This is a genomic window from Alteraurantiacibacter lauratis, from assembly GCF_037154155.1.
GTDB lineage: Bacteria > Pseudomonadota > Alphaproteobacteria > Sphingomonadales > Sphingomonadaceae > Alteraurantiacibacter > Alteraurantiacibacter lauratis.
In genome coordinates this window covers 1-24,300 of record NZ_JBANRN010000020.1, presented here as the reverse complement: position 1 = coordinate 24,300, position 24,300 = coordinate 1, and the positions used below count along the sequence as shown (strand labels likewise).

Here is a 24,300-nt window from a genome sequence, read left to right as displayed (position 1 = left end):
CCTGCTTCAGCGGAGACACTCTGAATCAATACACGCACTGAATTTCAAGAGGCTGATTGGGTTTAGACCCTAGCGTCCTTCCCGATGCGCGCCCAGATGCGCATCGGCAATCGCCACCGCCAGCGCATCCGCCGCATCCGCGCCGGCAATCGCCGCGCCGGGCAGCAGCACTTTGAGCATGGCCTGAACTTGCGTCTTTTCCGCCGCGCCCGTGCCCACCACGGCCTTTTTCACCGCCCGCGCGGCGTGTTCGTTCACGCTGAGATCGGCCGCCCCGCACGCCGCCAGCACTGCGCCGCGCGCCTGCGCCAGTTTCAGCGTGCTTTGCGGGTTTGCGTTGACGAACACTTCCTCCGCAGCCGCACGGTCCGGGCGGTGCGCGGCGATCACCGCCGCAATGCCCGCCTGCAAGGCCGCCAGCCGCACGGCCATGGGCGCCTTGGCATCAGTGGCGATCTGCCCGTTGGCAATGTGGGTGATCCGCGAACCCTCGCTGCGCACAAGCCCCCAGCCAGTGCAGGACAGCGAGGGATCGAGGCCGAGGATCAGCATGACTCCCCCTCCCGTCCGCGGGAGGGGGTCGGGGGGTGGGCGGGTGGCAGCGACAGGCCCACCCCCAACCCCTCCCGCAAGCGGGAGGGGACCTTCATCACCCCAGCTTCTCCATCACCTCGTCAGCGATTTCGTAATTGCCCCACACGGTCTGCACGTCGTCATCGTCGTCAAGCGCATCGATGAGCTTGAGCAACGTGGAAGCCGTGCTTTCGTCCACATCGACCGTCAGGTTGGGTTTCCACGCCAGCTTCACGCTGTCGGCCGCGCCCAGCGCCTTTTCCAGTTCGCCCGCCACGCCGTGCAGCGCATCGGGGGCTGTCCAGATCGAATGGCCATCTTCCGATGATTCGACATCGTCTGCGCCTGCTTCGATCGCGGCTTCGAGCACCTTTTCCTCGTCACCCACGCTGGCCGGATATTCGATCAGACCGCGCCGTTCAAATCCGTGCGAGACGCTGCCTTCGCTGCCCAGATTGCCGCCGTTCTTGCTGAAAGCGGTGCGCACATTGGTGGCGGTACGGTTGCGGTTGTCGGTCAGCGCTTCCACGATCAGCGCCACTCCGCCGGGGCCATAGCCTTCGTAGCGGACCTCGACATAATCCTCACCGCCTGCAGCAGACGCCTTGTCGATCGCGCGCTGGATATTGTCCTTGGGCATGGACTGCGCCTTGGCTGCGTTCACCGCCAGCCGCAGACGCGGGTTCATGTCCGGATCGGGCAGGCCCATCTTCGCCGCCACGGTGATTTCGCGCGAAAGCTTGGAAAAGAGGTTGGAGCGCTTTTTGTCCTGCGCACCCTTGCGGTGCATGATGTTCTTGAATTTGGAATGGCCTGCCATGGTTCGCTTCTGCCGGATGCGTGGAAAGAATGTGCGCGCGGCCTAGCCCAGCCGCGCGCCTGCTTCAACCGTCCGCGAAATGGAGACGCAGCGGCTAGATGCGCACCGCCGTGCCGCTGGCCGATACCATCAGCATGGAGCCTTTCGCGCCGATCACCTCGTAATCGAGGTCCACGCCCACCACGGCATTGCCGCCGCGTGCTGCCGCCTCGGCCTGCAATTCACCAATAGCCTGTTCGCGCGCATCGGCAAGGATCCGCTCGTAACTGCCCGAACGGCCGCCGACGATATCACGCACGCTGGCGAACAGGTCGCGGAAGATGTTTGCCCCCACGATCACCTCGCCCGTCACCACACCCAGATAATCCTGAATGGGCCGCCCTTCGATGGTGTGGGTGGTGGTGACGATGATGCCGCGCGCATCTTTCCACGGGCCGGCCATATGCAAGTCCTCCTGTCGCCGGAATGGCGTATTAGGAGTATAATACAGCCCGGCCCCGTTTCAAGTCGTGCTGGGGTTAACCCAGTCCCAGCGCGGCCTTGTAGGTTTCCAGCACCATTTCCATCTCGTTGCGATCGTCGGGCTTCATTTTCCGAAGGCGCACCACCTGGCGCATGATCTTGGGATCGTAACCCACCGCTTTTGCCTCAGCATAGACGTCGCGGATGTCGTCTGCGATGCCCTTCTTTTCTTCCTCAAGGCGTTCGATGCGCTCGATCAGCAGGCGCAGGCGGTCGTCAGTGGCTTCGGCCATGGGAAACTCCGGTCAGAATTGAGAATCGGTCGGCCGCCCGGATAGAGGCGGCAACGGATTCGGGCAAAGTGCGCCTTGTGGAAAATCAGTGCGAGCCGCCGTTGCGCTTCAGACTTTCCTCCATCCGGGCGAGCTGCTGCGGCGTTGCCTCGGTCTGGTATTTCGCCTTCCATTCGCTGCTCGGCATACCGTGGATCAGCGCGCGCGCGGCTTCCTTGTCGCCCTCGAACCCGGCATCGCGGATCCAGTCTGCCAGGCAATTGCGGCAGAACCCCGCCAGCCCCATCAGATCGATATTCTGCGCGTCATGGCGGCGCTGCAAATGCCTGACGAGGCGGCGAAACGCGGCTGCGGCCACATCGTCGGGCAGATTTTCGAGGGGTTCGGGGGCAATGGGCATTTTCTCGTCCTTGTCTTGTCGCACAGGCGTGCCATAGGCTGTGCCCCATGACCACGCCCAAGTCCACGCGCCTGCCGCGCCGTTCCCGCAAGATCAAGATCCTCGCCACGCTTGGCCCCGCCAGCAGCGATGCCGATGTGCTGCGCGCGCTGTTTCGCGCCGGGGCCGATGCCTTCCGCTTCAATATGAGCCATGGTGATCACGCCATGCACGAGGCGAATTTCCGCCGTGTGCGCGCACTGGAAAAGGAATTTGGCCGCCCCATTGCCATTCTGTGCGATTTGCAGGGGCCCAAACTGCGCGTGGGCACTTTTGCGGAAGGCAAGGCGGTGATCGCGCACGGCGCGCGCTTTACGCTGGATACCGATCCCACGCCGGGCGATGCGACCCGCGTCTGCCTGCCGCATCCCGAACTGTTCGCCGCGCTCGATGTGGGGCAGCGCCTGCTGATCAATGACGGCAAGATCCGCCTGCGCGTCACCGAAATGCGGGACGGAGCCATCACCTGCGTTGCCGAAGTGGGCGGGGTGATTTCGGATCGCAAGGGCGTGAATGTGCCCGATGCCGAAGTGCCGATCCCCGCGCTGACCGAGAAAGACCGCGCCGACCTTGCCTTTGCGATGGAACAGGGGGCGGACTGGATCGGCCTCAGCTTCGTGCAGCGGCCCGAAGATGTGGAGGAAGCCAAGGCGCTGATGAAAGGCCAGGCCTTCCTGTGCGCGAAGATCGAAAAGCCGATGGCGGTGAAGCGGCTGGACGAGATCATCGCCGCGGCCGACGGCGTGATGGTGGCGCGCGGCGATCTGGGGGTGGAAATGCTCCCTGAAGAAGTGCCGCCGATCCAGAAGAAGATCGTCAACGCCACGCGCCTTACCGGCAAGCCGGTGATCGTGGCGACGCAGATGCTGGAAAGCATGATCGAAAGCCCCACCCCCACCCGCGCCGAAGTCTCGGATGTGGCGAATGCGGTATATGACGGCGCCGATGTGGTGATGCTGAGCGCGGAAACCGCCGCCGGGGCATGGCCAGAAGAAGCCGTGCTGATGATGGATTCGATCGCCCGCCAGGTCGAGGCGGACGAAGGCTACAAGGCGCGCGTGCGGATGCTCGACACGCCATCCGATGCGACCGTAGCCGATGCGCTGGCCCATGCCTGCATGACGATTGGCGACACGATTGAACTGAACGCGATCTGCGTGTTCACCGACAGCGGCTCTTCCGCCCGCCGCGTTGCGCGCGAGCGTCCTGCCGTGCCGTTGATGGTGCTGACCCCTTCGGTCAAGGTCGCACGGCGCGTCACGCTGCTATGGGGCGCACACCCGGTGGCCACGCGCGACATCGGCAGCTTTGAAGAGATGATCGCCAAGGGCAAGCGCATGGCGCTGCGCCACGGCTTCGGCGGCGCGGGCGCGCGCATTGCGATGCTGGCGGGCGTGCCGTTCGGCAAAAGCGGGGCGACCAATCTGCTGCACATCGTGCGGCTGACCGGCGACGAGCTGGATCAGCACCTCGCCGGTCAGGAATAGGGATCAGCCGTTCAGCTTGTCGAATTCCGCCTGAATCTCGGCCAGCTTGGCATTGGTCAGGGTGGCGGGTTCATATTGCTGGATGAACCGCAGCGTGTTGGGCCGGCCCAGCGACTGGAACATCTCGTTGGCATATACCGTGGGGATCAGCCGCTGAAGAATGGCCGCGGCTTCCGGATCGTCGAGCAGCGTGCCCACAGGTGTCGTCTCCACCGAATAATTGCGCGCCTGCGCCGCATCGGTCGCCGGCGCATCGGTGTTCTGGGCAAAGGCAGGCGCAGCCATCGGCAGGGCGAATGCAGCAGCGGCAAGGCAGATCATGCGAAGGGTCATGGCAAAAGTCTCCTTTACGAAAAAGATTGGCGCACGACGCGCTGGTCAATGACGCCGAAAGGGTGTCCGCCCCCGCTATCCATCGCGGCCATGCGCACGCGGTCGCCCAGCTTCATATAGCCGGTGGTTGGCGCGCCGCTGCTGGCGATCATCTCGATCGCGCGGCGTTCGGAAATGCAGCTGGAGCCCACGCGCGCGTAATCCGTGTTGGCCACGGTGCCCGATCCGATGATCGTGCCCGCCGCAAGGTCACGCGTGGCCGCCGCATGGGCGATGAGCTCGTGAAAGCCGAAGGTCATCTCGCGGCCATTGGCGGCACCGAACCGCTCGCCGTTCCAGTCCACCAGAAGATCCAGGCACACGCGCCCGTCGCGCCAGCCATCGCCCAGCGCATCGGGCGTGACGGCAAAGGGCGCGGCGGAGCAAGCGGGCTTGGCCTGCACCCAGCCAAAGCCGGTTTTCATTTCGGGCACCGCCAGATGGCGCAGCGACCAGTCGTTCACCTGCATCACCAGTCGGATCAGACCCAGCGCATCCGCCGCCGATGTGCCCATCGGCACGAAATCGGTGACAACGGCAAATTCGCCTTCGAAATCGATGCCCCCGTCCTCGCCCGCGAATGGCACATCCTCGCGCGGGCCGTAGAAACGGTGCGACATGCCCTGATACATCAGCGGTTTTTCCTGGCGGATCGGATCGTGGCCGAAAGCGATCTGCATCAGATCGGCATGCGTCTGGAACGCACTGGCATCGAGCCATTGCCACGCGCGCGGCAAGGGCGCGAGAAGGGTGGCGGCGTCAATCGCCTCACCCGCGCCCATTTCCACCTCAACGGCGAGTTCCGCCAACAGCGCCGCCGTCTCGCCCCAACGCTCCAGCGCCTCGCGCAAATTGGGCGCGGCGGGCCCGGCGGCAATCCCGCGCGCGCCATCGGCCGAGACGACCAGCAATTCCCCGTCGGGCGTGCCATTGGCGCGGGTGGCCAGTTTCATTTGAGGCCGTCCACATATTCCCCGTCGATCAGGATGAAGGCGATACGGCAATTCCGGTCCGACCGGTTGGCCCAGCCGTGATTGGTGCCGCGCTGGATGATGATATCGCCCGCGCGGCACACGGTTTCGCCTTCATCAAGGATCAGCACGATCTCGCCTTCGAGCACGATGCCGTAATCGACCGTTTCGGTGCGGTGCATGCGCGCATGGCGCGACCCCTCGCCGCTGTGCGAGGATGCCTCGGCCGCGCCAACTTCCGCAAAATGTGCGGCGGCTTCTTCGGGCGTCACATCGTTCAGCCGGTCGCCATCGGGCGGAATGTCGAGCACACGGATGCGCGTGCCGCCCTTGGGCGGCAGCAGCCTGATGCCCTCTTCGGGCGGTTCGCCCGATGCCCGGTCAATCGGCGCAGGGGTGGCGGTGGTGTTCCACACCTCGAAAAACAGCGGGCCGCCTTCGCCGCCAATGCGCTGCACACGGGGCACGGGGCCGTCCTCGTGGAATACCGCGCGGCCGGCGGCGTCATGCCCGGTAACAATGCGGCGGATCGGTTTCTCGCTCATGCCGTAAATCCTCCCAGCGTATCGGCAAACCAGTCGGCAATGTAATCGCGCCCGAAGCTGAGATTGTCCGCCCCCACATGCTCCACCCCGCCTTCACGCGCCGTGAAGATTTTCAGTTCGCGCCGCGGCGAATTGACGAGCTGGTCATAGGCCTGGTGCGCGTATTCGAGCGAAATCTGCCGGTCCTTTTCCCCGTGGGTGACAAGGAACGGCACGCGGATACGGTCCATGTGGCCGTTGAGGTTCATGTCGGCAGACTTGGCAAGGAAATCGTCCATGTCGGCCGCGCCGAATGTCCAGAACACATGCGCCCAGTAATGCGGCACGGGGTTTTCGCCTTCGCGGCGGATGCGCTTGTCCTGCACTTCGCGCCAATTGTGGTTCGCCCCCCACACCGCGCCGCTGGCAAAGCGCGGTTCATAGGCAACCGCGCGCGGGGCGAAATGCCCGCCCAGCGAAATGCCCGCCATGCCGATGCGCGCCGCGTCCACATCCTCGCGCCCCTCCAGCCAGTCCACCGCTTTCGACGCCCAGTTTTCCGAATGCGGATCGACCGGCAGCCCTTGCAGACGCAGCGCCTCGCCGGTGCCGGGCTGATCGACGCAGAGCGTCGAAATCCCCCGCCGCGCCAACGCGTGCGGCAGGCGCGACCAGAACAGCAGCTCCTTGGTGCTGTCGAGGCCGTTGCAATAGACCACCACCGGGCGCGGCCCCTCGCCCGCGCCGGGCGTGAACAGCGCAGGCATGGTGCCCTTGCCGAGCGGCACCTCGACCCGCGTGCGCGGCAGGCGGCCCAGCCGGGTCGAGCGGTCGAAGGCTTCGAGCGCGCGGGCATAGGTTTCCTGCCGACCCGCAGAGCCGTGCGCCTGCATCCTCTCGGCCACCAGCAGGTAGAGCGACGCGCGTTCCAGCTTGTCACTCGCGGAAAAGGCGCGCCCGCGCGCTTCATCCTCTGCGGCAAGCTCCAGCAGCGTGTCGGCCTTGGCAACCCAGGCGGCCATGAAGTCCCCGGTGCCGGCATCGCCGGCCAGCGCCGCCTCGCGCAGCGGCGCGCACATGTCGATGATCTCGCCAATCTGCCCGCCGCTTTCCAGCGCCATGGCAACCGACAGGTTCCAGATATAGTTCGGGAAATATTCGAAAAGGGCCACGCGCCTTACACCTCCGCCGGCTGGAACAGGCGCGCATCGGGCGCGGGGTGCGGCATGGTTTGCGGCCCGCCCACGCCAATTCCCCACTGGTCCATCACGCGCGGCGCAGGCTCATGCACCTTGGCCACATGGTTTTCGAAATCCACCTCCTCCAGCTCGGCGGTGTATTCCACGGCAAAGCCCATCGGCGTCACGAAATAGCTGAAGGTGTTGTCGCCCGCCGTGTGCCGGCCCGGTCCCCAGCGAATGTCGATATCGCGCTGCTTCAGGCGCGATACGCCGCGCAGCATCCCGTCCACATTGGTCATGTCATAAGCGACATGGTTGAGGCAGGGCGGCCCCGGCAAGATCGCCACGCGGTGATGCGCCGAATTGCAGCGCAAAAAGCACATGAAATCGCCCAGCCAGTCGGACACCCTGAAGCCCAGCACATCGGTGAAGAAGGCGACCATCGCCTTGTGATCGGGCGAATGCAGCACGATATGGCTGATGCGCAGCGGGATGCCTTCCCAGCGGTCGACCGTGCGCACAGGGCCGGTGGCGACATCGCTTGAAATTTCAAACGGCAAGCCATCAGGCGAGAAGAAACGGAAGCCATAGCCGCCGCCGGGCGAAGTGAGATCGCGCGGCGCGTGAATGATCCGGCACTCCGCCGCCGCCACCCTGCCATGCAGCGCGTCCACATCGGCGCGGGAATCGGCCGCCAGTGCGATCACATCGACATGGTTTGCATCCGATTGGCGAAGGCGCACGACGTGATGCGCGGGCGATCCCACGGCGCGGAAATAGGCCATGCCGTCATCCGCGGGGACTTGCTCCAATCCCCAATTCTCGGCGTAGAAGGCGCTTTCGGCGGCAAGGTCGGCAACGCCATAGCCCACATAGCGGATTTCGGTAACGCGGCTCATTCTTTCGTTCCTCAAATGGGTTCCGCCACGCGGGCGAACATTTCGGCAGTGGCCTTGGCGTTATCGACCGGCGGCCCCTTGCCCAATTGCCCCATGCAGATCGCAAGGCTGGCATCGACGATATAGGCGCAGCGGTCGAACCGGCGCGCGTGATAGGCGGCAAAGGCGTCTTGCGGCGTGTCATGCCGGGCAATCTCCTCTGCCAAGACGATCGCGTCCTCGATCGCCATGCCTGCGCCCTGGCCCAGATGCGGCGTGGTCGCGTGCACCGCATCGCCCAGCAGCACCACGCGGCCCCGGTGCCAGTCGCCGCGCAGCATCAGCGCTTCGAGCGGGCGGTAGACCACGCCTTCGTCCTCGGTAATCTGCGCAGCAAGATCGGCCAGCGGGGCGGGCACCTTGGCGCGCATCACCGCCGCCAACCCCTCTGTCGGATAGCGCGGATTGTCCGGTTCGGGCGTGGTGACATACATGTACATCAGATCAGCGCTGATCGGCACGAGGCCTGCACCGATGGGGCCGTTATAGACGTGCAGGGCGTCCATCCCTTCGGGCCGGGGCAGGTTGTAGCGCCACACCGATTGGCCGGTGAATTGCGGGCCGGGTTCATCGGGCAGGATCATGGCCCGCGTCTGCGAATGCACCCCGTCCGCGCCGATCACGAGATCGAACCGACCGCTGCTGCCGTCAGAGAAAGTGACATCGACGCCCTCACCGTCATCGTCCAAAGCCGCAACGGTCAGGCCCAGCCGCACTTCGGCCCCCGCCGCCTTCGCCGTATCGGCCAGCAGCTTTTGCAGCGCGCGCCGGCCAATGCCGACATTGGCAGGGCAACCTTCGACCAGCCGGTGCGAGGGGACGCGCGCCACTTCCATGCCATTGGGTGCGTGCACCGCGACGAAATCGAACCCGACAGAGCCTTCCAGAAAGGCACCCAGAACGCCCAGTTGCTGCATCGCGCGCAGCACATTGCCCTGCTGGATGATGCCCACGCCATACACGCTCCATTGCGGATCGCGCTCCACCAAGGTCACCCGGTGTCCATCACGCAGCAAGGCGATAGCAGCCGTCAGCCCGCCGATTCCGGCGCCCACGGCAAGAATGTTCAATCTCTCCATGTGAGCGATGATGGCGGAAGAATCACGATAACGAAAATCGATTGTTTTTATCCTGATCGATAATCAGTATGGATGCCTCATGCGCTTCAAGGGCTTCGATCTCAACCTGCTTGTGGCGCTTGATGCGCTGGTAGAGGAGCGCAGCGTGTCGCGCGCGGCAGAGCGGCTCAACCTGTCGCAACCGGCGATGAGCGCGGCGCTGGCGCGGCTGCGGCAGTTCTTCGGCGATCCGTTGCTGGTGGTGCAGGGCAAGCGGATGATCCCTACCGCGCAGGCGCTGGCGCTGCACCGCGATCTGGGGCCGGTGGTCGCCCGGCTCGACGGGCTGATTGCGCGGTCGACCGCATTCGATCCACTTACCTCCACGCGCACCTTCCGCATCTGCGCATCGGATTATCTGGTGGCGGTGCTGTTTCCGGCGGTGATCGCCGCGCTGACGGAGCTTGCCCCCGCCATCGGCCTGGACATCGTGCCCCCCTCGCAAGCCGCGCAGACCGAGCTGGAGCGCGGCGAGATCGATCTGCTTTTGACCCCGCAGGAACATTGCATCCCCGGCCACCCAACGCAGCTCTTGTTCGATGAGGTGCATGTCGTGGCCGGCTGGCGCGGCAATCCGGCGATGGAAGCGCCCTTGACGCGAGAGGCATTTCTGGCAGCGGGCCATGTGGCCGTGCGCGTGGGTCAGGGCGCACGCGCCAGCTTTGCCGAAAGCCAGCTCGCCGCGCTCGCGGCAGAGCGCCGGATCGAAATTACCGCCGCGTCCTTCACCAGCGTTCCCGATCTGCTGGTGGGCACCGATCGGCTGGCGGTGATGCACCGACGGCTCGCGCAGGTGATGGCGCGCCGCCTGCCTCTTGTCTGGCAGGATATGCCCTTTCCCTTTCCCGTGATGCAGCAGATGATGCAGTTCAACCAGGCGCGGCAGGACGATCCGGGCCTTGCCTGGCTGATGGCGCAATTGCTTCGCCACGCGGGCAGAGAAAGCCCGGCCTAGTTGCGGTGATCGCGCAGCCGCGCGGCGAGATCCTCCAGCCCCAGCGCCTGCACCGCACTGGTCATGCATTCGGCGCGCAGCAGATCGGCCAGTGCGTGCTGGTGCTGCGCGATGCGGTCAATCGCCTGCAAATGCGTCATGTGGCGCGTGACCATTTCGTGGTCGCTGCACAATTCCTGCCCCAATTCCTCGATTTCCTCTCCCAAGAGATCGAGCACCTGCGCCACCCGGCCAATATCGATGGGAACAAAGGGCTGGCTCATGCGGCGTGCGCCAGCGTGTCGCCGGCGTCCAGCCGGGCCAGATCGAGCACCATCACCATCCGGTCGCCCAGCGCGGTCAGGCCTTGCAGGAACTGCACCACCTCATCCCCGCCCGTGCTGGGCGGCGGCTGCAGCGTCTCTTCCTGCACTGCCACGATATCGCTCACCGAATCGACCATCAGGCCCACGGTCTGCGCGCCCAGCTGGATCACGATGATCGCGTGGCGCGGCGTCGCTTCGGTCGGTTCCCAGCCGAGGCGCGCGGCAAGATCGACGACCGGCAACACCGTGCCTCGCAAGTTCACCACCCCGACGACATAGCGCGGCACCTGCGGCAAACGGGTAGCGGGCGTCCAGGCGCGGATTTCGCGCACCGCCATGATATCGAGGCCGAACAGCTGCCCGGCGACTTCAAAGGTGATAAGTTCCATCAGCGTCGTCCTTCAGGCAGGGGGATCAATGGGCAACGCGGCGCACCGCGGCGACGAGCTTTTCCGCATCGAAAGGTTTGACAATCCAGCCGGTCGCCCCCGCCGCCCGCGCGCGCGCCTTCTTCTCCTCGGAACTTTCCGTGGACAGGACCAGGATCGGGCGGTCGCAATGCCGCCGCCCCGAACGCACCTGTTCGATCAGGCCGAACCCGTCGAGACGGGGCATATTGATATCGGTGATGATCACATCGACATCGTTCAGCGCCAGCCAGTCGAGCGCGGCGAGGCCATCATCGGCCTGCGCCACTTCAAAGCCGTTGGCACCCAGCGCGTGCAGCAGCAGGGCGCGCATGCTGGCGCTGTCATCAACCGTCAGAATTCGCAGGGCGTTACTCATCGTGCGGTTCACTTTCGTCAGAACAGTTCGACATCGCCCGATGCATCGGGCTTGCGGGGGGTAGGGCCGATTTCGGTGACAAGCGTATTGGCGACCGTGCGGCAGCGCACCTGCCCATGGGCGGGGCGAAATTCGACGCGGCGGGCCGATGTGCCGCCCAGATCCTCGCGCAGCAGCGGGATCCGTTCCTGTTGCAGGAAGCGGCGGGCAAACTCGGCATTCATCGTGCCGATCTGCGCCATGCCGGCGCGCATGTTCGCGCCGCCATACAGATGCGCGCGCAGGCGGTGCTTTGCCGCGCCATAGGCGAGCATTTCGTTGATCAGCACTTCCATCAGATAGACGCCGTAATGTTCGTCGACCGCGGCGGGGGAATGGCCGTGCGGGGGTTCGGCCAGCAGAAAATGGTTCATGCCGCCCAGCTCGACTTCGGGATCGTAGAAGCAGGTGGCCACGCAGCTGCCCAGCACGGTCGAAAACTCGACCCGCGGCCCGGCGCTGACCCGCGCCTGCCCCTGCAGGATCGTGATACGGGTCAAGGGTTTGGAACCGGGAAGGGATTGTTCGAGCATCACCGTCACGCCGCCTTTCGCAGAACATGGCGCGCAATGCTGCCAATGGGGGCCACAACGCTTGCCGCCCCCAGCGCAATCGCGGCGCGCGGCATTCCGAAAACGGTGCAGGTCGCCTCGTCCTGGGCAATGGTGAATGCGCCTGCCTGCGCCATCGCCAGCAGACCGTTCGCGCCGTCGCTTCCCATGCCGGTGAGCAGGATGCCGACCCCGGCATTGCCGAACGTCTCGGCCATCGAGGCAAAAAGCACATCGACGCTGGGCAGATGGCCCGAAACCGGATCGCCGGGCCGCAGGCGGATATAGGGGCTGTCGGTCCCGCCCACGCGCATATGCCGCTCGCCGCCGGGTGCGAAGTAGACATGGCCTGCCCGCAGCGGCAGATCGGGTTCGGCCAGCACCACATGGGCGGCGCAAATCTCGTCGAGCGACCGGGCAATCGCAGGCGCAAAGCGCGCATTCACATGCTGCACGATCAGCGTGGGCGGGCAATCTGCGGGAAAATCGCGCAGCAGGATCTGCAAGGCCTCCACCCCGCCGGTCGAGGACCCGATGGCGATGGCGCGCACGTTGAAGGGCACCTTGTCCGCCGCCTGCCGCGCCAGCGAGGCAGGCCGTGCGAAACGACCGCTCTTCCGCATCTGGCTCGCCTGCCGCACCAGCGCGGCCAGCGCACCGTGATCGTCCATCGGCAGGCCGCCCGACCGGTCGCATTTGGAATAGCAATCGACCGCCCCCAGCGCGAGCGCGCGCGCGGTCAGTTCGTTGCCTTGCTGGGTCGCGCCCGACACGATGATGACGGGCGTGGGGCGCAGCGTCATGATCTTTTCGAGGAAATCGAGCCCGTTCATCCCCGGCATTTCGATATCCAGCGTGACCACATCGGGATCGTGCAGCTTGATCAGTTCGCGCCCTTCGGCGGCATTGCCAGCCACGGCCACCACCTCGATATCGGGCTCGCGCGAGAGGCGCGCGGTCAGGATGGCGCGCATGGTCGCGGAATCATCGACTATCAGCACGCGGATCGTCATGCATCCCTCCGGTGGTAGATGGTGGGGCCGGTCTGTTCGAGCAGGTCGGTCGCGGGGCCGGTCACGCGCTCGCTATGGCCGATATAGAGGAAGCCGCCGGGCCGCAGCCGCTGCGCAAAACGCAGCACCAGCTTCTCCTTGGTCGGCGGGTCGAAATAGATCATCACATTGCGGCAGAAGATCGCATCGAAGGCGCGCGCCATCGGCCATTCGCCCAGCAGGTTGAGTTGGCGGAAGCGCACTATCGCGCGGGCCTCCTCGCTCACGCTGACCTGCCCGCCCAGCGATGTCAGCCAGGCCTTGCGCAGTCCCGGCGGCACGTCCTTGACCTCGGCCTCGGAATAGGTGGCCGCTTCGGCCCGGCGCAGCACCTGGTCGGCAATGTCCGACGCCAGCACGCGCACATCGCGCTTCAAGAGCCCGCGCCCCGCGTGCCGGTCTTCGCCCAGCAGCGTCAGCACCAGCGACCAGGTTTCCTCGCCGCTGGAACAGCCCGCCGACCACAGGCGCACGGCTTCGCCCGCATCCAGCCGGTTCAGCAATTGGGGCCGGGTCACTTGCGCGAAATGCGCAAAATGATGCGCCTCGCGGAAGAAGAAGGTGTGGTTGGTGGTCAGCGCATCGACCGCGCATTTGCGTTCCGCCGCATCCTGCCGGATCAGCGCGATATAATCGGCAAAGGTCTGCCGACCCGCGCGGCGCACCAGTGGGGCAATGCGCGAATAGACGAGCATCGCCTTGCCATCGGGCAGGACATTGCCCGATTCGGCATAGATCAGCTCGGCAATCGCCCGGAAATCGGCGTCGGAATAGACGCCGGGGCTGACGCCGGGCAGGCGCTCTGCAGTAAAGGCAGCGGCCAGCGTCATGCGGCCTCCCGCACCGTGCCTGGCCCCGGATTCTGACCCAGCGCCGATGCAACCAGGCCATCGACATCAAGGATCAGCGCCACGCGCCCGTCGCCCAGAATGGTCGCGCCCGCCACACCTTCCACCGCGCGGAAATTGGATTCGAGGCTCTTGATGACAAATTGCCGCTGGTCGCTGATTTCGTCCACCAGCAGCGCCGCCTGCCCTAGCGCCTGCGTATCCACGATGATGAGCACGCCCTCGCTGGGCTGAATGGGCTCACCGCGATGACCGGTGTGGTTGGCAACCGGCACAATGGGCACAAAGCGCCCGCGCACATTGAGCATCTGGCGCGAGGAGCCCAGCCCCTGCACATCGCCCGGAGCCGGGCGCAGGCTTTCCACCACATGCGTCAGCGGCACCACCAGCGTCTGATCGCCCACATTTACGATCATCCCGTCCGAAATCGCCAGAGTCAGCGGCAGCGCGAGCGTAAAGGTGGTGCCCTTGCCCGCTTCGGATTCGATTGTGATGCGGCCGCCCAGATCCTTCACGTTCTGGCGCACCACATCCATGCCCACCCCGCGGCCCGATACGCTGGTGACCGCCTGCGCGGTGGAAAAGCCGGGCGCAAAGATCAGGTTGTCGATGTCTTCGTGCGAAAGCTGGGCATCTGGTGCAACGATCCCTTTCTCGATGGCCTTTTGCAACACGCGCGCCCGGTCGATGCCCTTGCCATCATCGGCGATGCGGATGAGGATGCGGCCCGAACGCTGCTCGGCCGAAAGCGTCAGCGTCCCCTCGGCGGGCTTGCCCGCAGCCAGCCGCTCCTCGGCGCTTTCAATGCCGTGATCCACCGCATTGCGGATCAGGTGAGTGAGCGGCTCGCCCAACCGTTCAAGCACGGTCTTGTCCAGTTCGGCGCTTTCCCCGATGATTTCCAACCGCACATGCTTGCCGGTCGATGCCGCCAGTTCGCGCAGGATGCGCGGCACGCGGCTGAAGACCGAGCTGATCGGCTGCGCGCGGATGGCCATCGCGCTTTCCTGTATCTCGCGCGTCAGCCCTTCGAGCATCGCCAGCTCGTCCTTCGATCCGGTATCGCCCGCCAACCGCTGCGCCAGCATGGCCTGCGCGATCACCAGTTCGCCCACCGTGTCGATCAGCCGGTCAAGCTTGGCCAGATCGATGCGGATCGACTGGCTGGCCGGCGGGCTTGGCGGCGCGGCTGATGGCTGCGGGGATGGCGAGGCGCGTTCGGGTGCAGACGGCGCGGCCGCCACAATCGCTGCCGGAGCCGGAGCCGGTGCCGGTGCCGTGGCCGCCGTTGGAGCTGGAGCCGGGGCCTGTGCCGGAGCCGGTGCCGCAGCCGATTCAGGAGTGCGGGCCGAAGCAGAAGATTGCGCCACGGCAAGGCGCACAGGCGGGATGACCGCATCGGCGCCGGTGGAGAGGCTCCAATCCTCCCGTACAAAGTCGAACAGGTCGAGCACATCGGTTTCCGCCACACGGGCCGGAAGGGCGAAGGTCCATCCGAGATAGCCCTGCGCCGGGTCGAACGCGTCAAGCGCAGGCACTTGCGACAGATCGCACGCGATGCAGCGCGCGCCCATTGCTGCCAGTTCGCGCAGCAGAGCCAGCGGTTCGGCCCCGTTCTGCATCGCCCCGGCATGCGGGCGCAAATGCAGGTGCCATTCCGGCCCCGCCGGATCGCCGCCCGCCGGGGCATCGGCAGCCGGCCCAACCAGCGTGTCGAGCAGCGAATCGAGATCGAGATCGAAATCATCCGTTGCCGCCTCGGCAGGTGCCGCAACGGGAGCGGCAAACGGTTCAGGTTCGGTTTGCGGAACCGAAGCCGCAAGCCCCCCGCGATTGGCCGCCTGCGCTGCGGTGAGTTCGGCCAGCAACGCGGCATCATCGGGCGGATCGCTGCCGTCTCGCGCCGCGTTTACATGATCGCTCAGCGTGTCGAGCGCGCGCAGCAGCAGGCTGCACAGCGCCTCGTCCAGCGCCACGGTTCCTTCGCGCACATCGGACAGCAGCGTTTCAAAGGTGTGGGTATAGGCCTGCAAGGCGACATAGCCGAACGCGCCCGCGCCGCCCTTGATCGAGTGAACGCCGCGAAACACGCTGTTGACCGTATCGTCATCCTGCGTGCCCGCCTGGCAGGCGGCAAGACCCGCCTCGGCGGCCGCCAGCGACTCTTCGCATTCGACGAAGAAGATCTGCTGGATTTCCTGCGGGGTCATTGGGCCACCTCGTCAAGCAGATAGGTTTCAAGGCCGGTCAAGCGCGCCGCCTCGCGCAGCGTGTCGGATGGCATGACACGGACATGGGCAAAGCTGCCCTTCGCGCTGACCAGCACTTGCAGCATGGCCAGACCCACCTGCTCGGCCTGGCGTGCGTCCACTTCAAGAACCTCCGCCCCGATCGCGGCGACAAAATCAGGAAACAGCGCCATCGCAGCGGCGCGGTCGCACCGGGCGGGCAGGGTGATCGTGGTCATGTCTGTGCCTCTTTCCAGCCGTCAGAATTCGGCCCAGTCCTCGTCGCGCGCTGCGGGCTTGAGGGCGAGATTGCCCTGCACCAGCGGGGCCGGAGCGGCAGACCTGCGGCGGGAAGGGGGCGAAAAGACCAATGCCGGTTCGGCAGGGGCATCCGCATCAAACCTCGACACCAGCCGCATAAGACCCGCTGCCTCATCCGCCAGGCCGCGCGCGGCTGCGGTCGATTGTTCCACCATGGCGGCGTTCTGCTGTGTCATCCGGTCCATCTCGCTGACCGCGGCATTGACCTGCTGGAGGTTTTCCGCCTGCGCGCTCGCCGCTTCGGCAATGCCGCTCACCAGCTCGTTCACTTCGCCCACCTTGCTCACGATGCGGTCGAGCACGGTGCCGGTCTGGCCCACCAGTTCGACACCCGCCCCGACCTGCTGCGAACTGGTGGTGATCAACTGTTTGATATCCTTGGCCGCATCGGCCGATCGCTGGGCCAGTGCGCGCACTTCGGTGGCGACCACGGCAAAGCCTTTTCCTGCATCGCCGGCGCGCGCGGCCTCCACCCCGGCATTGAGCGCGAGAAGATTGGTCTGGAAGGCAATCCCGTCGATCACGCTGATGATTTGCGAAATCTGCTGCGCGGAAGCCTCGATCGCGGCCATCGCCTCCACTGCGCGCGCGACCACCGCGCCGCCTTCGGTGGCATCCTGATGCGCGCCCGCAATCGCCTGCTGCATGTCGCGGGCACTGTCGGCGGTTGCCCGCACGCTGCCGGTCACCTGGTTCATCGCGGCCGAGGTCTCTTCCAGCCGCGCGGCCTGCTGTTCGTTGCGCAGCGCCAGATCATCGGCAGCCGTGCGGATTTCGGTCGAGGCGGTCGTGATCGATCCAATGCCCGACACGACCCCCGCCATCATGTGCTGAAGCGCATCCATCGCCGCGTTGAAATCGCCTTCCGCGCGGGAGAACGCTTCGGGCAGTCCGCTCATCCGGGCGGCCAGGTCGCCTTGCGCCAGCGCGTGCAACGTATCGCCCATACGGGCCAGTGCCACCTCGCGCGCCTTGCCTTCGGCCACGAAATAGCTCGACAGCGCAAGGTCCACATCCAGCAGGGCAGCGCGCACCAGCAGCGAAATCTCCCGCGCTTGGCGTTGCTTCCACGGCAACAGGCCCCACAGACCCGGCGCCGCCAATCGGTGAATCAGCTGGTCGAGGATGAGGCCGTATCCGCAAATATACCAGCGCGGGTCGAGCCCGATTTCAGCGTGGACATTGCCGATGGTTGAAGCGCGCGCAAGATAGCTCTCATTCAGCCCCTGCTCGAACATCACCGTCCAGTGGTTCTTTTGGGCGCGGGCCGCCTTGTCCATCTGGTCACGGCCGGAAAATAGCCCTGCAATCGCAGGAACGCGGGTAATGGCGGCATAGAACCGGTCGAGTGCACCATCGAGCGCCGAACCAATCTTCCGGCCCAACCGCTTAAGGGCGTCCTGCTGGTCAGCCAACCCATAAAATTCAAGCCGTTGCAGCAGTTCGTCAGCCATTGCCTGTTGTCCCGTTCGCTCTCGTATCAGCGGCAATCGGGCCAGAGCGCGCTCCCACCCGATCACAGCAGACCGGGTGTTAACCTTGAAGGTGAACCGTCATCCTAAGCGGGGCATAGGGTTAGTCCCTAGGCGGACGGGCAAGGGAAGTTTCAGCCCTCGCGCCTTAACACCGGCAGGCCGCAAATGCTGAAAACAAGGGTTGTATGATGCGCGATGCACGGGTTCTGGTTGTCGATGATTCGGCCGCGATGCGGGCGCTGTTTTCCGACATTCTGGATCAGGCTCGCGGGGTGACAGTGGTGGGAACCGCGCGCGATGCCGCCGATGCCCGCAAGCAGATCCCCGAACTCAAGCCCAATGTTCTCACACTCGATGTCGAAATGCCGGGGATGAGCGGGATCGAATTCCTGGCCGAGATCATGGAAGAACAGCCCATGCCGGTGGTCATGCTCTCCAGCCTGACCCAAAGCGGGGCCGAAACCTCACTGAAGGCATTCGAACTGGGTGCGGTGGAATGTTTCCCCAAGCCGCTGCGTGCAACGCCCGAACAGTTTAACCAGATCGTGGCGGACCTCGGCAAGATCGTGCTGGCCGCCGCCAATTCAAATGTCCGCGACAAGCCGCGTCCCGCCGCCGAACGCGGCGATATTGCCCCGTTCAACTGGAACGGCCGCATCGTTGCCATCGGCGCATCGATGGGCGGTATCGACGCCCTGACCACGCTGTTCGCCGCCTACCCCGCCAATTGCCCGCCCACCGTGGTGGCCCTGCAAGCCGAACCCGCCCTGGTGCAGACTTTCATCGCCAAGCTCGACCGCGAATTGCCGTGCGACGTAGCGGCAGCCAGCGACGGCATGGCGCTGGAACAGGGCACCATCGCCATCGCCTTTGACCCCGCGCGGCACGTGGTGGTGGAGAGCAGCGACACCTTGCGCCTGCGCCTGGTTGATCGGGAACGGGTGGAAGGCGCGCGGCCATCGGCCACCTTGCTGTTCGGCACATTGGCCCGCGCCGGGATGCCCGCGGCGGGCGTGGTGCTGTCGGGCACGGGCAGCGACGGGTCACGCGGCCTGAAACTGATGCGCGATGCGGGAATGGCAACGCTTGTGCAGGACCCCTCCACCGCGACCGTAGGCGAAGCACCGGCAGCCGCACTGGCCGCCGGCGGGGCGGACGAGGCGCATACGCTGGACGCATTGGCCGGCGCATTGCTCACCGCCTGCGCTGCGGCATAGCGCGCACAAATGTCGCGGCGCGGGCTGAAAGCCTGCCCTGCACAATGCCCTGATGAGAGGGAAAAACTGGAGCGGGAGAAGGGATTCGAACCCTCGACCCCAACCTTGGCAAGGTCATGCCCAAACGACCCGACGAGTTCCATGCGGAAACTTTGTGAGAGGCCAAGTGCTTGCTCATGCTGGATTTTCGAGGCACTAGTCGTTCCAGCCGGTTCCGGGGAAACCTGTCCAATTCTGCTCCCCCGATGCTCCCCCGGCTAGGAGATGACCATGGCACGTGGGGCCAAGAAGGCATTCACTGAGGAAGGCGTGGCGCGGCTGTCCGCACCGCGTGGCGGCCGTCGCGAGATTGGCGACGCGGTTCAGCGGGGACTCGTGCTTCGCATTGGGGAAACGGGGGTCAAGTCATGGTCCGTTATCTACAAGGTGCCGGGCGAACGCGGGGTGAGCCCAACCGGCCGCCCCCTCAAGGGCACCCAGAAGCGCATCACCATCGGGCAGTACCCGGCCATTGGCGTGGCTGCGGCGCGTGAAGAAGCCGGGCGCATCATCCGGCAGGCACTGGAGGGCAAGGACCCACGCCCCGAGCGCCGGGACGCCAACCTGCTGCGCCACACCAACAACGTCGAGGCTGTGTCCAAGCGGATGATCGAGCTGGCGAAGAAGCAGGTCGAGACGTGGCCCCGGATGGAGCAGGTGCTGCGCGATTACGTCTGGCCCACCCTGGGCAGCCGCCCCATCGGGGACGTCACACAGGCCGACATTCACAAGCTGCTAGACGACCTTGTTTCTACCGACCGCCACGGCACTGCCCGCGAGGTCCGCAAGATGATGTCCCGACTGATGAATTACGCGGCCGAAAAGTCGCTCGTCCCCGCCTCGCCCATGGCAGGCATGAAGCGCCGCGACCTGACCCTGCAGGTGAGCGAGCGGGCCCTGACCGACGAGGAGCTGCGCGCCGTGTGGGCGGCCGCCGACGAGATGGCTTACCCGTTCGGGCGGCTGTTCCAGCTCCTCATCCTCACGGGGCAGCGCAAGAGCGATTGGGGCGATGCCCAGCGGCGCGAGCTCGATGCGACAGAGCGGTGGCTGGCGATCCCGATGGAGCGGTTCAAGAGCCGTCGCGGCCATATCGTCCCCCTCACCGGGCCCGCTTGGGACTTCGCCGCTGGCCTGCCGACCTGGGTGAGCGACGATGACGACGACGCCACGCCCGATGGCGAGCTGTTCCTGTTCTCGACCACGGCGGGCAAGCGGCCGGTGTCGGGCTGGTCGAAGGCGAAGGCCCGGCTGGACGAGCTCGCCTTGAAGCACCTGCGGAAGGCCCGGAAGGACCCTGAGGCAACGCTGCCCCCATTCGTCGTCCACGATTTCCGGCGCACCTGCGAAACCCGGCTGGCCCGGCTGGGCTTCAATCAGGAGGTGCGCGACGCGGTGCTGGGCCACGCCAAGCCGGGGTTGCAGCGCACCTACAACAAGCACGACTATCTGGACGAGAAACGCGCGGCGCTGGAAGCCTACGGCGCGCACATCATGGGGCTGTTGAAGTGATCGACCATGAGCAAACCCTGCGCCAGCGGGTCCAGCTCGGCCCCGAACAGGTCGCCCAAGTGGCCAAGTGGGCTGAAATGCCCACGGAGCCTGTGGCCGCAATGCTCACCGCCGTAGTCACCAGTTACATTGCCAGCCGCATTGCTGAGGTCGCGCGGACGTTCCCACCAACCCGTGATGCCATTGCGGCGACTGACCCCTGGGCAGACTGGCGCACCGATGATGGATGGGACGACGCCGACCACGACGACCTGCTTGGACGCGGCCGGGGGCAGCCGCGCAATGAGGCGCTGATCGAGGTGTACGATATCCTTGCCGCCTGGTGGGACGAGCTGCCCCCGCCTGTCGGCGGACACCGCCGCAATCGCTGGCGGCCACAGTTCGACAAGATCGAGGGCCAGACCGTCCCGGCGAACGAGACTGCGACTATCTTCGCCTACGTCGCGCGCTGCCTCGACCCCACCAATACGACGCGCAACTGCAATGCCGTCGCCTCATTCGTCAAAGATCGTGCCCGCTCTCCCGCATCGAAGGCGAAGCGGCGGGAGGGCCGGGCGGCCTACGCGCGCCAGCGCCGGAATAAGCCCCCAAGCGCGTAGCTCTCGCTTGGGCGACAAGCCCCTCCAGTACCAAGTGCTGGAGGACGGCAATGGCCGAACGATTTCTGACAATGAAGCAGGTGATGGGGCAGGTCGCCCTGTCGAAGACCGAGCTCTACCGCAAGATCAAGGCGGGGGTGTTCCCGCGTCCGGTGCCACTGGGCACGCAGAAGGTGGCTTTCGTGGAAAGCGAGGTGGCCGCCTGGATGGAGGACCGGCTGCGCGCTCGCGCTGACGGCGAAGGAGCCGAGCGGCGCTCCCAGCAGGGCCGGGAGGCGGTGGAGGCGCGACAGGATCGCGGAAATGGATAGGCCCGCGCCACAGGGGAATGACGCGGGCCAGCTCCAGCGGGTCCCGTTGTCTATATCGGCCAATCAGCCCCCCGCCGCTCTCATCAATTTCATCGTCGCCGCTCGTGCGCTGCGCCCTTCCACCTGGGCAGCTGTGCAGGACATTGAACGGCAACGCCTCAAGCTGACCGACGTGAACGGCATGATCGCCATTGCCGCGCGCCACAGGGCGCGCTGGCGGCCGGTCCTTGCCCGGTTCGGCTGGCTGCCCACAGCCGACGGCCGGGGCGTCATCAATCCTACCATGGGCCTCGCCTGCGACGTGCCCCCAGCCGCGCTCGATCCCGAGTGCCGGGCTGCGCTCAATCTTCGCGAAGTGGAATGCCGCGCATGAAGTCGTTCTCTGAATTTGTCCGCTCTCCCCGCTACCGCGAACGCTGGCAGCCGCTCGGTGAAAAGGGGGCCGAGTTCCATGCCCGGCTCTCCCGCGCCGATATTCGCTCGCTCCGGGCGCTGCAGGGCTGGGTGCGCGAACGCTACCCCGACCTCTACAAGAAGCCGCGCACCTTCCTGAACGAGCACACTGGCCGCGAGATCGTGGCCAACATGTGGGCCGACTATCTCCGCTGGGCAGAGGGGGGCCGTTGAGTGCAGAGCCTCGCTACCCAAGCGGCGGCATTCGCCGCGCGGTTCGGCCTGCCGAACATCATGTCTTTCGATGGCGGCCGGTGCCTCCATCCCGCGCTGCCAACCACTGAGGCCGCTACTGCATTCCTCACCGCCAATGCCGAGCGCGACCCGCCGCTGGACGTCTATTTCTGCCCGGCCGACTTGCGCGACGGCTTCGTGGGCAAGCCGACCAAGGGCGACTGTCTAGGCGCGACCTGGGCATGGGTGGACCTCGACCCGCCGAAGGGAATGCTGGACCCCCAAGCACTGGCCGCCTGGCAGGAAGCGACCCTTGCCGAGGTGGACGCCACGGACCTCCCGGCCGCGCAGCTCGTCATATCGTCAGGCCGGGGCTTGTGGCTGTTCTGGCGTCTGCCACGTCGGCTCCCGGCCGACGAGGTCGAGGCTATCAACTACGCCCTCGCCAGCCGGTTCGGCGGCGGTGACGCCTGCCACAATATCGACCGCGTCGCCCGGCTCCCGTTCACCGTAAACAGCAAGACCGACCAGCTCGCCACGATCCTCCGCGACGAAGTGGGCTGCACCCAGGTGGAGGCGTTGCCCCGGCTTGCGCCGCCCGATGCGGCCAGCGAGGCGGTGGAGCTGGGCGACCTCGGCACCCCCTCGCCACTGGCCGATGAAGATGCGTTTCGCGCCGCCTTCGAGGCGCTGCCCTGCGACCAAGCGAAGCGGCTGGACCTGCTGCTGTCTGCCCTCAACCCTGCGGCGGCCAACGACTTCCGCGACAAACCGCTCAACGTGCGGGACCGCTCCGCTGTCATGTATAGCTGGGCGATCAAGGCCACGATGGCGGGCATGGAGCCGAGCGTCATCCGCGACTGTCTGCTCTCCCCGGCCGTGCCGGCAATCAGCGCCCACCTGCTCGACCCCAAGAAGTACCGCCCCGCTGCTCGCGTCCGCGCCGCCACCCGCCAAGTGGCCCGCGCCCATGCCTGGGCGCTGGCGAACGGCTGGCAGCCGCCCGGTGCGGTCGAAGCCCAAGAGCAAGCAGAGGTGCAGGCTACCGGCCTTATCAGTCTCGCGCCGGTCCCCACCGACCTGCCCGCCCGGCCGTGGCTGGTCGAGAACCTGTTGATGGACGGGCAGGTGACGATGGTGAGCGGCCGGGGCGGCGATGGTAAGTCACTGCTCGCCTTGCAGCTCGCCGTCATGGTAGCGGCCCGCGTCGAGTTCGGCTGGTGGCACCCGCGCGAGCGCCGCAACGTCCTTGTGCTCAACGCCGAGGACAACATTGATGAACAGCGCCGCCGCTTGCTGGGGGCCTGCGACGTGATGGGCGTGGACCCACGCCTGTTGGAGGGCCGCCTGTTCACGATGGACCGGGAAACGCTGGTGCTCGTCCATCGCGATCCGGCCGACGGCGCGGTGAAGACCTCCAAGCTCTACGACCGACTGGCCGAGCTCATCGAGCAACACAGCATTGGGCTCGTGGTGATCGACCCGCTCGTGGAAGCGCACATCAACCTGGACGAGAACAGCAACGCCGACATGAAGGAGCTCGTCTTGATGCTCCGCCGTCTTGCGCGCCAGCGTGCAATCCCGCTGCTGATCGTCCATCACAGCCGGAAGGGCGCGACGAGCGGCGATCAGGACGGCGCACGGGGCGGCTCTGCCCTGGTGAACGCCTGCCGCGTCGTCGTCACGGTCGAGCGCATGAGCGCCGACGAGCACGGCGGCATCCGGCCGCCCGAGCCCAAGGAGAGGTACATCCGCGTCACCGGGGCAAAGGCCAATTATGCGGGACGCATTGGGGACCGCCGGTTGGAGCTCGTGCCGGTCGAGCTACCCAACGGGGACGAAACGCCGGGCTTCCGGCGCGTCGTGTTCGGGGAAGTGGGAGAGGGCTTCGATGTCCGCACCTGGGAGCATCGTGAGGAGCTCTTGCGCCTCGTGCGCGACGGGCGTGGCGATGGGAAGCTCTGGTCCAGCAAGCCGACTGGGCCGAGGGCGGCACGGCTGGACGCCGAAATTTCGCAACGCTTCTGCCTTGATGCCAAACAGGCCAAGGACGTGCTGGCAAGGTTCAGGGATGCTGGGCTGATCGCGCTTGGCGAACAGAAAGGCGACGACCGCAAAATGTCGGAGGTCTGGGTGTTGCCGGGAACTGAGCTGCCGGAGGGGACAGCCGAAATTCCGTTCTAGGGTCGAGACTCAATCAGAGCCAGAAAGCCACGGCGGCGGCAAGGCATACGGCGGATAGGAAGTTTCTGGCGAG

At 65.8% G+C, this 24,300-nt stretch carries 29 protein-coding genes; 9 read left to right on the top strand and 20 right to left on the bottom strand.

The window, feature by feature from the left end; all coding sequences use genetic code 11:
* Nucleotides 1–69: 69 nt before the first annotated feature.
* From ruvC to WFP39_RS14645, 5 genes are all read right to left on the bottom strand, one after another.
* Nucleotides 70–552 (bottom strand): crossover junction endodeoxyribonuclease RuvC, encoded by a 483-nt coding sequence (gene ruvC / locus WFP39_RS14665; RefSeq protein WP_336920604.1) that lies wholly within the window; start codon nucleotides 550–552, stop codon nucleotides 70–72.
* 97 nt (nucleotides 553–649) lie between these two features.
* Nucleotides 650–1,393: a YebC/PmpR family DNA-binding transcriptional regulator gene (locus WFP39_RS14660; RefSeq protein ID WP_336920603.1), complete on the bottom strand. Its 744-nt coding sequence runs from the start codon at nucleotides 1,391–1,393 to the stop codon at nucleotides 650–652.
* A 94-nt stretch (nucleotides 1,394–1,487) separates the two neighbouring features.
* Nucleotides 1,488–1,835, bottom strand: a complete 348-nt coding sequence (locus WFP39_RS14655) for a heavy metal-binding domain-containing protein (RefSeq protein ID WP_336920602.1) — start codon at nucleotides 1,833–1,835, stop codon at nucleotides 1,488–1,490.
* Between the two features lie 76 nt (nucleotides 1,836–1,911).
* Nucleotides 1,912–2,148: a DUF2312 domain-containing protein gene (locus WFP39_RS14650; RefSeq protein ID WP_336920601.1), complete on the bottom strand. Its 237-nt coding sequence runs from the start codon at nucleotides 2,146–2,148 to the stop codon at nucleotides 1,912–1,914.
* A gap of 85 nt (nucleotides 2,149–2,233) precedes the next feature.
* Entirely contained in the window at nucleotides 2,234–2,548 is a 315-nt protein-coding gene (locus WFP39_RS14645; protein ID WP_336920600.1) for a DUF1244 domain-containing protein, read from the bottom strand.
* 47 nt (nucleotides 2,549–2,595) lie between these two features.
* Between WFP39_RS14645 and pyk the strand changes: the two genes are divergently transcribed.
* Nucleotides 2,596–4,074, top strand: a complete 1,479-nt coding sequence (gene pyk, locus WFP39_RS14640; protein WP_336920599.1) for a pyruvate kinase — start codon at nucleotides 2,596–2,598, stop codon at nucleotides 4,072–4,074.
* Between the two features lie 3 nt (nucleotides 4,075–4,077).
* On the opposite strand, the gene WFP39_RS14635 is transcribed toward pyk, so the two are convergent.
* From WFP39_RS14635 to WFP39_RS14610, 6 genes are read right to left on the bottom strand one after another with little or no spacing between them, the layout of a single operon-like run.
* The gene (locus WFP39_RS14635; RefSeq protein WP_336920598.1) at nucleotides 4,078–4,407 is read right to left on the bottom strand and encodes a hypothetical protein; all 330 of its coding nucleotides are present in this window, start codon (nucleotides 4,405–4,407) and stop codon (nucleotides 4,078–4,080) included.
* Between the two features lie 14 nt (nucleotides 4,408–4,421).
* Nucleotides 4,422–5,399, bottom strand: a complete 978-nt coding sequence (locus WFP39_RS14630; RefSeq protein WP_336920597.1) for a fumarylacetoacetate hydrolase family protein — start codon at nucleotides 5,397–5,399, stop codon at nucleotides 4,422–4,424.
* Entirely contained in the window at nucleotides 5,396–5,962 is a 567-nt protein-coding gene (locus tag WFP39_RS14625) for a cupin domain-containing protein (protein ID WP_336920596.1), read from the bottom strand. The genes WFP39_RS14630 and WFP39_RS14625 overlap by 4 nt, the downstream gene beginning before the upstream one ends.
* Nucleotides 5,959–7,113, bottom strand: coding sequence for an alpha/beta hydrolase family protein (locus tag WFP39_RS14620; RefSeq protein ID WP_336920595.1), 1,155 nt, complete (start codon nucleotides 7,111–7,113; stop codon nucleotides 5,959–5,961). The genes WFP39_RS14625 and WFP39_RS14620 overlap by 4 nt, the downstream gene beginning before the upstream one ends.
* A 5-nt stretch (nucleotides 7,114–7,118) precedes the next feature.
* The gene (locus WFP39_RS14615; protein WP_336920594.1) at nucleotides 7,119–8,021 is read right to left on the bottom strand and encodes a VOC family protein; all 903 of its coding nucleotides are present in this window, start codon (nucleotides 8,019–8,021) and stop codon (nucleotides 7,119–7,121) included.
* An 11-nt stretch (nucleotides 8,022–8,032) separates the two neighbouring features.
* Nucleotides 8,033–9,139 (bottom strand): FAD-dependent oxidoreductase, encoded by a 1,107-nt coding sequence (locus WFP39_RS14610; protein WP_336920593.1) that lies wholly within the window; start codon nucleotides 9,137–9,139, stop codon nucleotides 8,033–8,035.
* A gap of 79 nt (nucleotides 9,140–9,218) precedes the next feature.
* Between WFP39_RS14610 and WFP39_RS14605 the strand changes: the two genes are divergently transcribed.
* Complete coding sequence (locus WFP39_RS14605) at nucleotides 9,219–10,133, top strand: LysR family transcriptional regulator (protein WP_336920592.1); 915 nt, start codon at nucleotides 9,219–9,221, stop codon at nucleotides 10,131–10,133.
* Here the strand turns inward: WFP39_RS14605 and WFP39_RS14600 are convergent.
* From WFP39_RS14600 to WFP39_RS14560, 9 genes are read right to left on the bottom strand one after another with little or no spacing between them, the layout of a single operon-like run.
* The gene (locus WFP39_RS14600) at nucleotides 10,130–10,396 is read right to left on the bottom strand and encodes a hypothetical protein (protein ID WP_336920591.1); all 267 of its coding nucleotides are present in this window, start codon (nucleotides 10,394–10,396) and stop codon (nucleotides 10,130–10,132) included. The two genes, WFP39_RS14605 and WFP39_RS14600, sit on opposite strands and share 4 nt — an antisense overlap.
* Nucleotides 10,393–10,827, bottom strand: a complete 435-nt coding sequence (locus WFP39_RS14595; protein ID WP_336920590.1) for a chemotaxis protein CheW — start codon at nucleotides 10,825–10,827, stop codon at nucleotides 10,393–10,395. Before WFP39_RS14595 ends, WFP39_RS14600 begins: the two co-directional genes overlap by 4 nt.
* Nucleotides 10,828–10,852: 25 nt before the next feature.
* Nucleotides 10,853–11,224, bottom strand: a complete 372-nt coding sequence (locus WFP39_RS14590) for a response regulator (RefSeq protein ID WP_336920589.1) — start codon at nucleotides 11,222–11,224, stop codon at nucleotides 10,853–10,855.
* 17 nt (nucleotides 11,225–11,241) lie between these two features.
* Nucleotides 11,242–11,796 (bottom strand): chemotaxis protein CheD, encoded by a 555-nt coding sequence (locus WFP39_RS14585; RefSeq protein WP_336920588.1) that lies wholly within the window; start codon nucleotides 11,794–11,796, stop codon nucleotides 11,242–11,244.
* Between the two features lie 5 nt (nucleotides 11,797–11,801).
* Nucleotides 11,802–12,827, bottom strand: coding sequence for a protein-glutamate methylesterase/protein-glutamine glutaminase (locus tag WFP39_RS14580; protein ID WP_336920587.1), 1,026 nt, complete (start codon nucleotides 12,825–12,827; stop codon nucleotides 11,802–11,804).
* A complete protein-coding gene (locus tag WFP39_RS14575) occupies nucleotides 12,824–13,696 on the bottom strand; it encodes a CheR family methyltransferase (protein ID WP_336920586.1) in 873 nt (290 codons plus the stop codon). The genes WFP39_RS14580 and WFP39_RS14575 overlap by 4 nt, the downstream gene beginning before the upstream one ends.
* Entirely contained in the window at nucleotides 13,693–15,924 is a 2,232-nt protein-coding gene (locus WFP39_RS14570) for a chemotaxis protein CheA (protein WP_336920585.1), read from the bottom strand. Before WFP39_RS14570 ends, WFP39_RS14575 begins: the two co-directional genes overlap by 4 nt.
* On the bottom strand, nucleotides 15,921–16,181 hold the full coding sequence (locus tag WFP39_RS14565) for a chemotaxis protein CheX (protein ID WP_336920584.1): 261 nt from the start codon (nucleotides 16,179–16,181) through the stop codon (nucleotides 15,921–15,923). Before WFP39_RS14565 ends, WFP39_RS14570 begins: the two co-directional genes overlap by 4 nt.
* Nucleotides 16,182–16,202: 21 nt before the next feature.
* Entirely contained in the window at nucleotides 16,203–17,717 is a 1,515-nt protein-coding gene (locus tag WFP39_RS14560) for a methyl-accepting chemotaxis protein (protein ID WP_336920583.1), read from the bottom strand.
* Nucleotides 17,718–17,926: 209 nt separating this feature from the next.
* Here WFP39_RS14560 and WFP39_RS14555 point away from each other — a divergent pair, with 209 nt between their 5' ends.
* The 7 genes from WFP39_RS14555 to WFP39_RS14525 all read left to right on the top strand — a co-directional run bounded on the left by WFP39_RS14555 (nucleotide 17,927) and on the right by WFP39_RS14525 (nucleotide 24,227).
* The gene (locus WFP39_RS14555; protein WP_336920582.1) at nucleotides 17,927–18,955 is read left to right on the top strand and encodes a chemotaxis protein CheB; all 1,029 of its coding nucleotides are present in this window, start codon (nucleotides 17,927–17,929) and stop codon (nucleotides 18,953–18,955) included.
* 264 nt (nucleotides 18,956–19,219) lie between these two features.
* Complete coding sequence (locus WFP39_RS14550) at nucleotides 19,220–20,506, top strand: tyrosine-type recombinase/integrase (protein ID WP_336920581.1); 1,287 nt, start codon at nucleotides 19,220–19,222, stop codon at nucleotides 20,504–20,506.
* Nucleotides 20,503–21,105, top strand: a complete 603-nt coding sequence (locus WFP39_RS14545; RefSeq protein ID WP_336920580.1) for a hypothetical protein — start codon at nucleotides 20,503–20,505, stop codon at nucleotides 21,103–21,105. Before WFP39_RS14550 ends, WFP39_RS14545 begins: the two co-directional genes overlap by 4 nt.
* A 50-nt stretch (nucleotides 21,106–21,155) precedes the next feature.
* Nucleotides 21,156–21,416, top strand: a complete 261-nt coding sequence (locus WFP39_RS14540; protein ID WP_336920579.1) for a helix-turn-helix transcriptional regulator — start codon at nucleotides 21,156–21,158, stop codon at nucleotides 21,414–21,416.
* Nucleotides 21,409–21,789: a hypothetical protein gene (locus WFP39_RS14535; RefSeq protein ID WP_336920578.1), complete on the top strand. Its 381-nt coding sequence runs from the start codon at nucleotides 21,409–21,411 to the stop codon at nucleotides 21,787–21,789. Before WFP39_RS14540 ends, WFP39_RS14535 begins: the two co-directional genes overlap by 8 nt.
* Nucleotides 21,786–22,043 carry a hypothetical protein gene (locus WFP39_RS14530; RefSeq protein ID WP_336920577.1) on the top strand — a complete coding sequence of 86 codons (258 nt, stop codon included), beginning with the start codon at nucleotides 21,786–21,788 and terminating at the stop codon, nucleotides 22,041–22,043. The genes WFP39_RS14535 and WFP39_RS14530 overlap by 4 nt, the downstream gene beginning before the upstream one ends.
* Nucleotides 22,044–24,227 (top strand): AAA family ATPase, encoded by a 2,184-nt coding sequence (locus WFP39_RS14525; protein ID WP_336920576.1) that lies wholly within the window; start codon nucleotides 22,044–22,046, stop codon nucleotides 24,225–24,227. It abuts the gene before it with no gap.
* Nucleotides 24,228–24,300 lie beyond the last annotated feature (73 nt).

What these genes read in the sequence shown, in the direction of transcription:
- ruvC (WP_336920604.1), bottom strand. Translation starts at nt 552, where the DNA reads ATGCTGATCCTCGGCCTCGATCCCTCGCTGTCCTGCACTGGCTGGGGG.
- WFP39_RS14660 (WP_336920603.1), bottom strand. Translation starts at nt 1,393, where the DNA reads ATGGCAGGCCATTCCAAATTCAAGAACATCATGCACCGCAAGGGTGCG.
- WFP39_RS14655 (WP_336920602.1), bottom strand. Translation starts at nt 1,835, where the DNA reads ATGGCCGGCCCGTGGAAAGATGCGCGCGGCATCATCGTCACCACCACC.
- WFP39_RS14650 (WP_336920601.1), bottom strand. Translation starts at nt 2,148, where the DNA reads ATGGCCGAAGCCACTGACGACCGCCTGCGCCTGCTGATCGAGCGCATC.
- WFP39_RS14645 (WP_336920600.1), bottom strand. Translation starts at nt 2,548, where the DNA reads ATGCCCATTGCCCCCGAACCCCTCGAAAATCTGCCCGACGATGTGGCC.
- pyk (WP_336920599.1), top strand. Translation starts at nt 2,596, where the DNA reads ATGACCACGCCCAAGTCCACGCGCCTGCCGCGCCGTTCCCGCAAGATC.
- WFP39_RS14635 (WP_336920598.1), bottom strand. Translation starts at nt 4,407, where the DNA reads ATGACCCTTCGCATGATCTGCCTTGCCGCTGCTGCATTCGCCCTGCCG.
- WFP39_RS14630 (WP_336920597.1), bottom strand. Translation starts at nt 5,399, where the DNA reads ATGAAACTGGCCACCCGCGCCAATGGCACGCCCGACGGGGAATTGCTG.
- WFP39_RS14625 (WP_336920596.1), bottom strand. Translation starts at nt 5,962, where the DNA reads ATGAGCGAGAAACCGATCCGCCGCATTGTTACCGGGCATGACGCCGCC.
- WFP39_RS14615 (WP_336920594.1), bottom strand. Translation starts at nt 8,021, where the DNA reads ATGAGCCGCGTTACCGAAATCCGCTATGTGGGCTATGGCGTTGCCGAC.
- WFP39_RS14610 (WP_336920593.1), bottom strand. Translation starts at nt 9,139, where the DNA reads ATGGAGAGATTGAACATTCTTGCCGTGGGCGCCGGAATCGGCGGGCTG.
- WFP39_RS14605 (WP_336920592.1), top strand. Translation starts at nt 9,219, where the DNA reads ATGCGCTTCAAGGGCTTCGATCTCAACCTGCTTGTGGCGCTTGATGCG.
- WFP39_RS14600 (WP_336920591.1), bottom strand. Translation starts at nt 10,396, where the DNA reads ATGAGCCAGCCCTTTGTTCCCATCGATATTGGCCGGGTGGCGCAGGTG.
- WFP39_RS14595 (WP_336920590.1), bottom strand. Translation starts at nt 10,827, where the DNA reads ATGGAACTTATCACCTTTGAAGTCGCCGGGCAGCTGTTCGGCCTCGAT.
- WFP39_RS14590 (WP_336920589.1), bottom strand. Translation starts at nt 11,224, where the DNA reads ATGAGTAACGCCCTGCGAATTCTGACGGTTGATGACAGCGCCAGCATG.
- WFP39_RS14585 (WP_336920588.1), bottom strand. Translation starts at nt 11,796, where the DNA reads ATGCTCGAACAATCCCTTCCCGGTTCCAAACCCTTGACCCGTATCACG.
- WFP39_RS14580 (WP_336920587.1), bottom strand. Translation starts at nt 12,827, where the DNA reads ATGACGATCCGCGTGCTGATAGTCGATGATTCCGCGACCATGCGCGCC.
- WFP39_RS14575 (WP_336920586.1), bottom strand. Translation starts at nt 13,696, where the DNA reads ATGACGCTGGCCGCTGCCTTTACTGCAGAGCGCCTGCCCGGCGTCAGC.
- WFP39_RS14570 (WP_336920585.1), bottom strand. Translation starts at nt 15,924, where the DNA reads ATGACCCCGCAGGAAATCCAGCAGATCTTCTTCGTCGAATGCGAAGAG.
- WFP39_RS14565 (WP_336920584.1), bottom strand. Translation starts at nt 16,181, where the DNA reads ATGACCACGATCACCCTGCCCGCCCGGTGCGACCGCGCCGCTGCGATG.
- WFP39_RS14560 (WP_336920583.1), bottom strand. Translation starts at nt 17,717, where the DNA reads ATGGCTGACGAACTGCTGCAACGGCTTGAATTTTATGGGTTGGCTGAC.
- WFP39_RS14555 (WP_336920582.1), top strand. Translation starts at nt 17,927, where the DNA reads ATGCGCGATGCACGGGTTCTGGTTGTCGATGATTCGGCCGCGATGCGG.
- WFP39_RS14550 (WP_336920581.1), top strand. Translation starts at nt 19,220, where the DNA reads ATGACCATGGCACGTGGGGCCAAGAAGGCATTCACTGAGGAAGGCGTG.
- WFP39_RS14540 (WP_336920579.1), top strand. Translation starts at nt 21,156, where the DNA reads ATGGCCGAACGATTTCTGACAATGAAGCAGGTGATGGGGCAGGTCGCC.
- WFP39_RS14535 (WP_336920578.1), top strand. Translation starts at nt 21,409, where the DNA reads ATGGATAGGCCCGCGCCACAGGGGAATGACGCGGGCCAGCTCCAGCGG.
- WFP39_RS14530 (WP_336920577.1), top strand. Translation starts at nt 21,786, where the DNA reads ATGAAGTCGTTCTCTGAATTTGTCCGCTCTCCCCGCTACCGCGAACGC.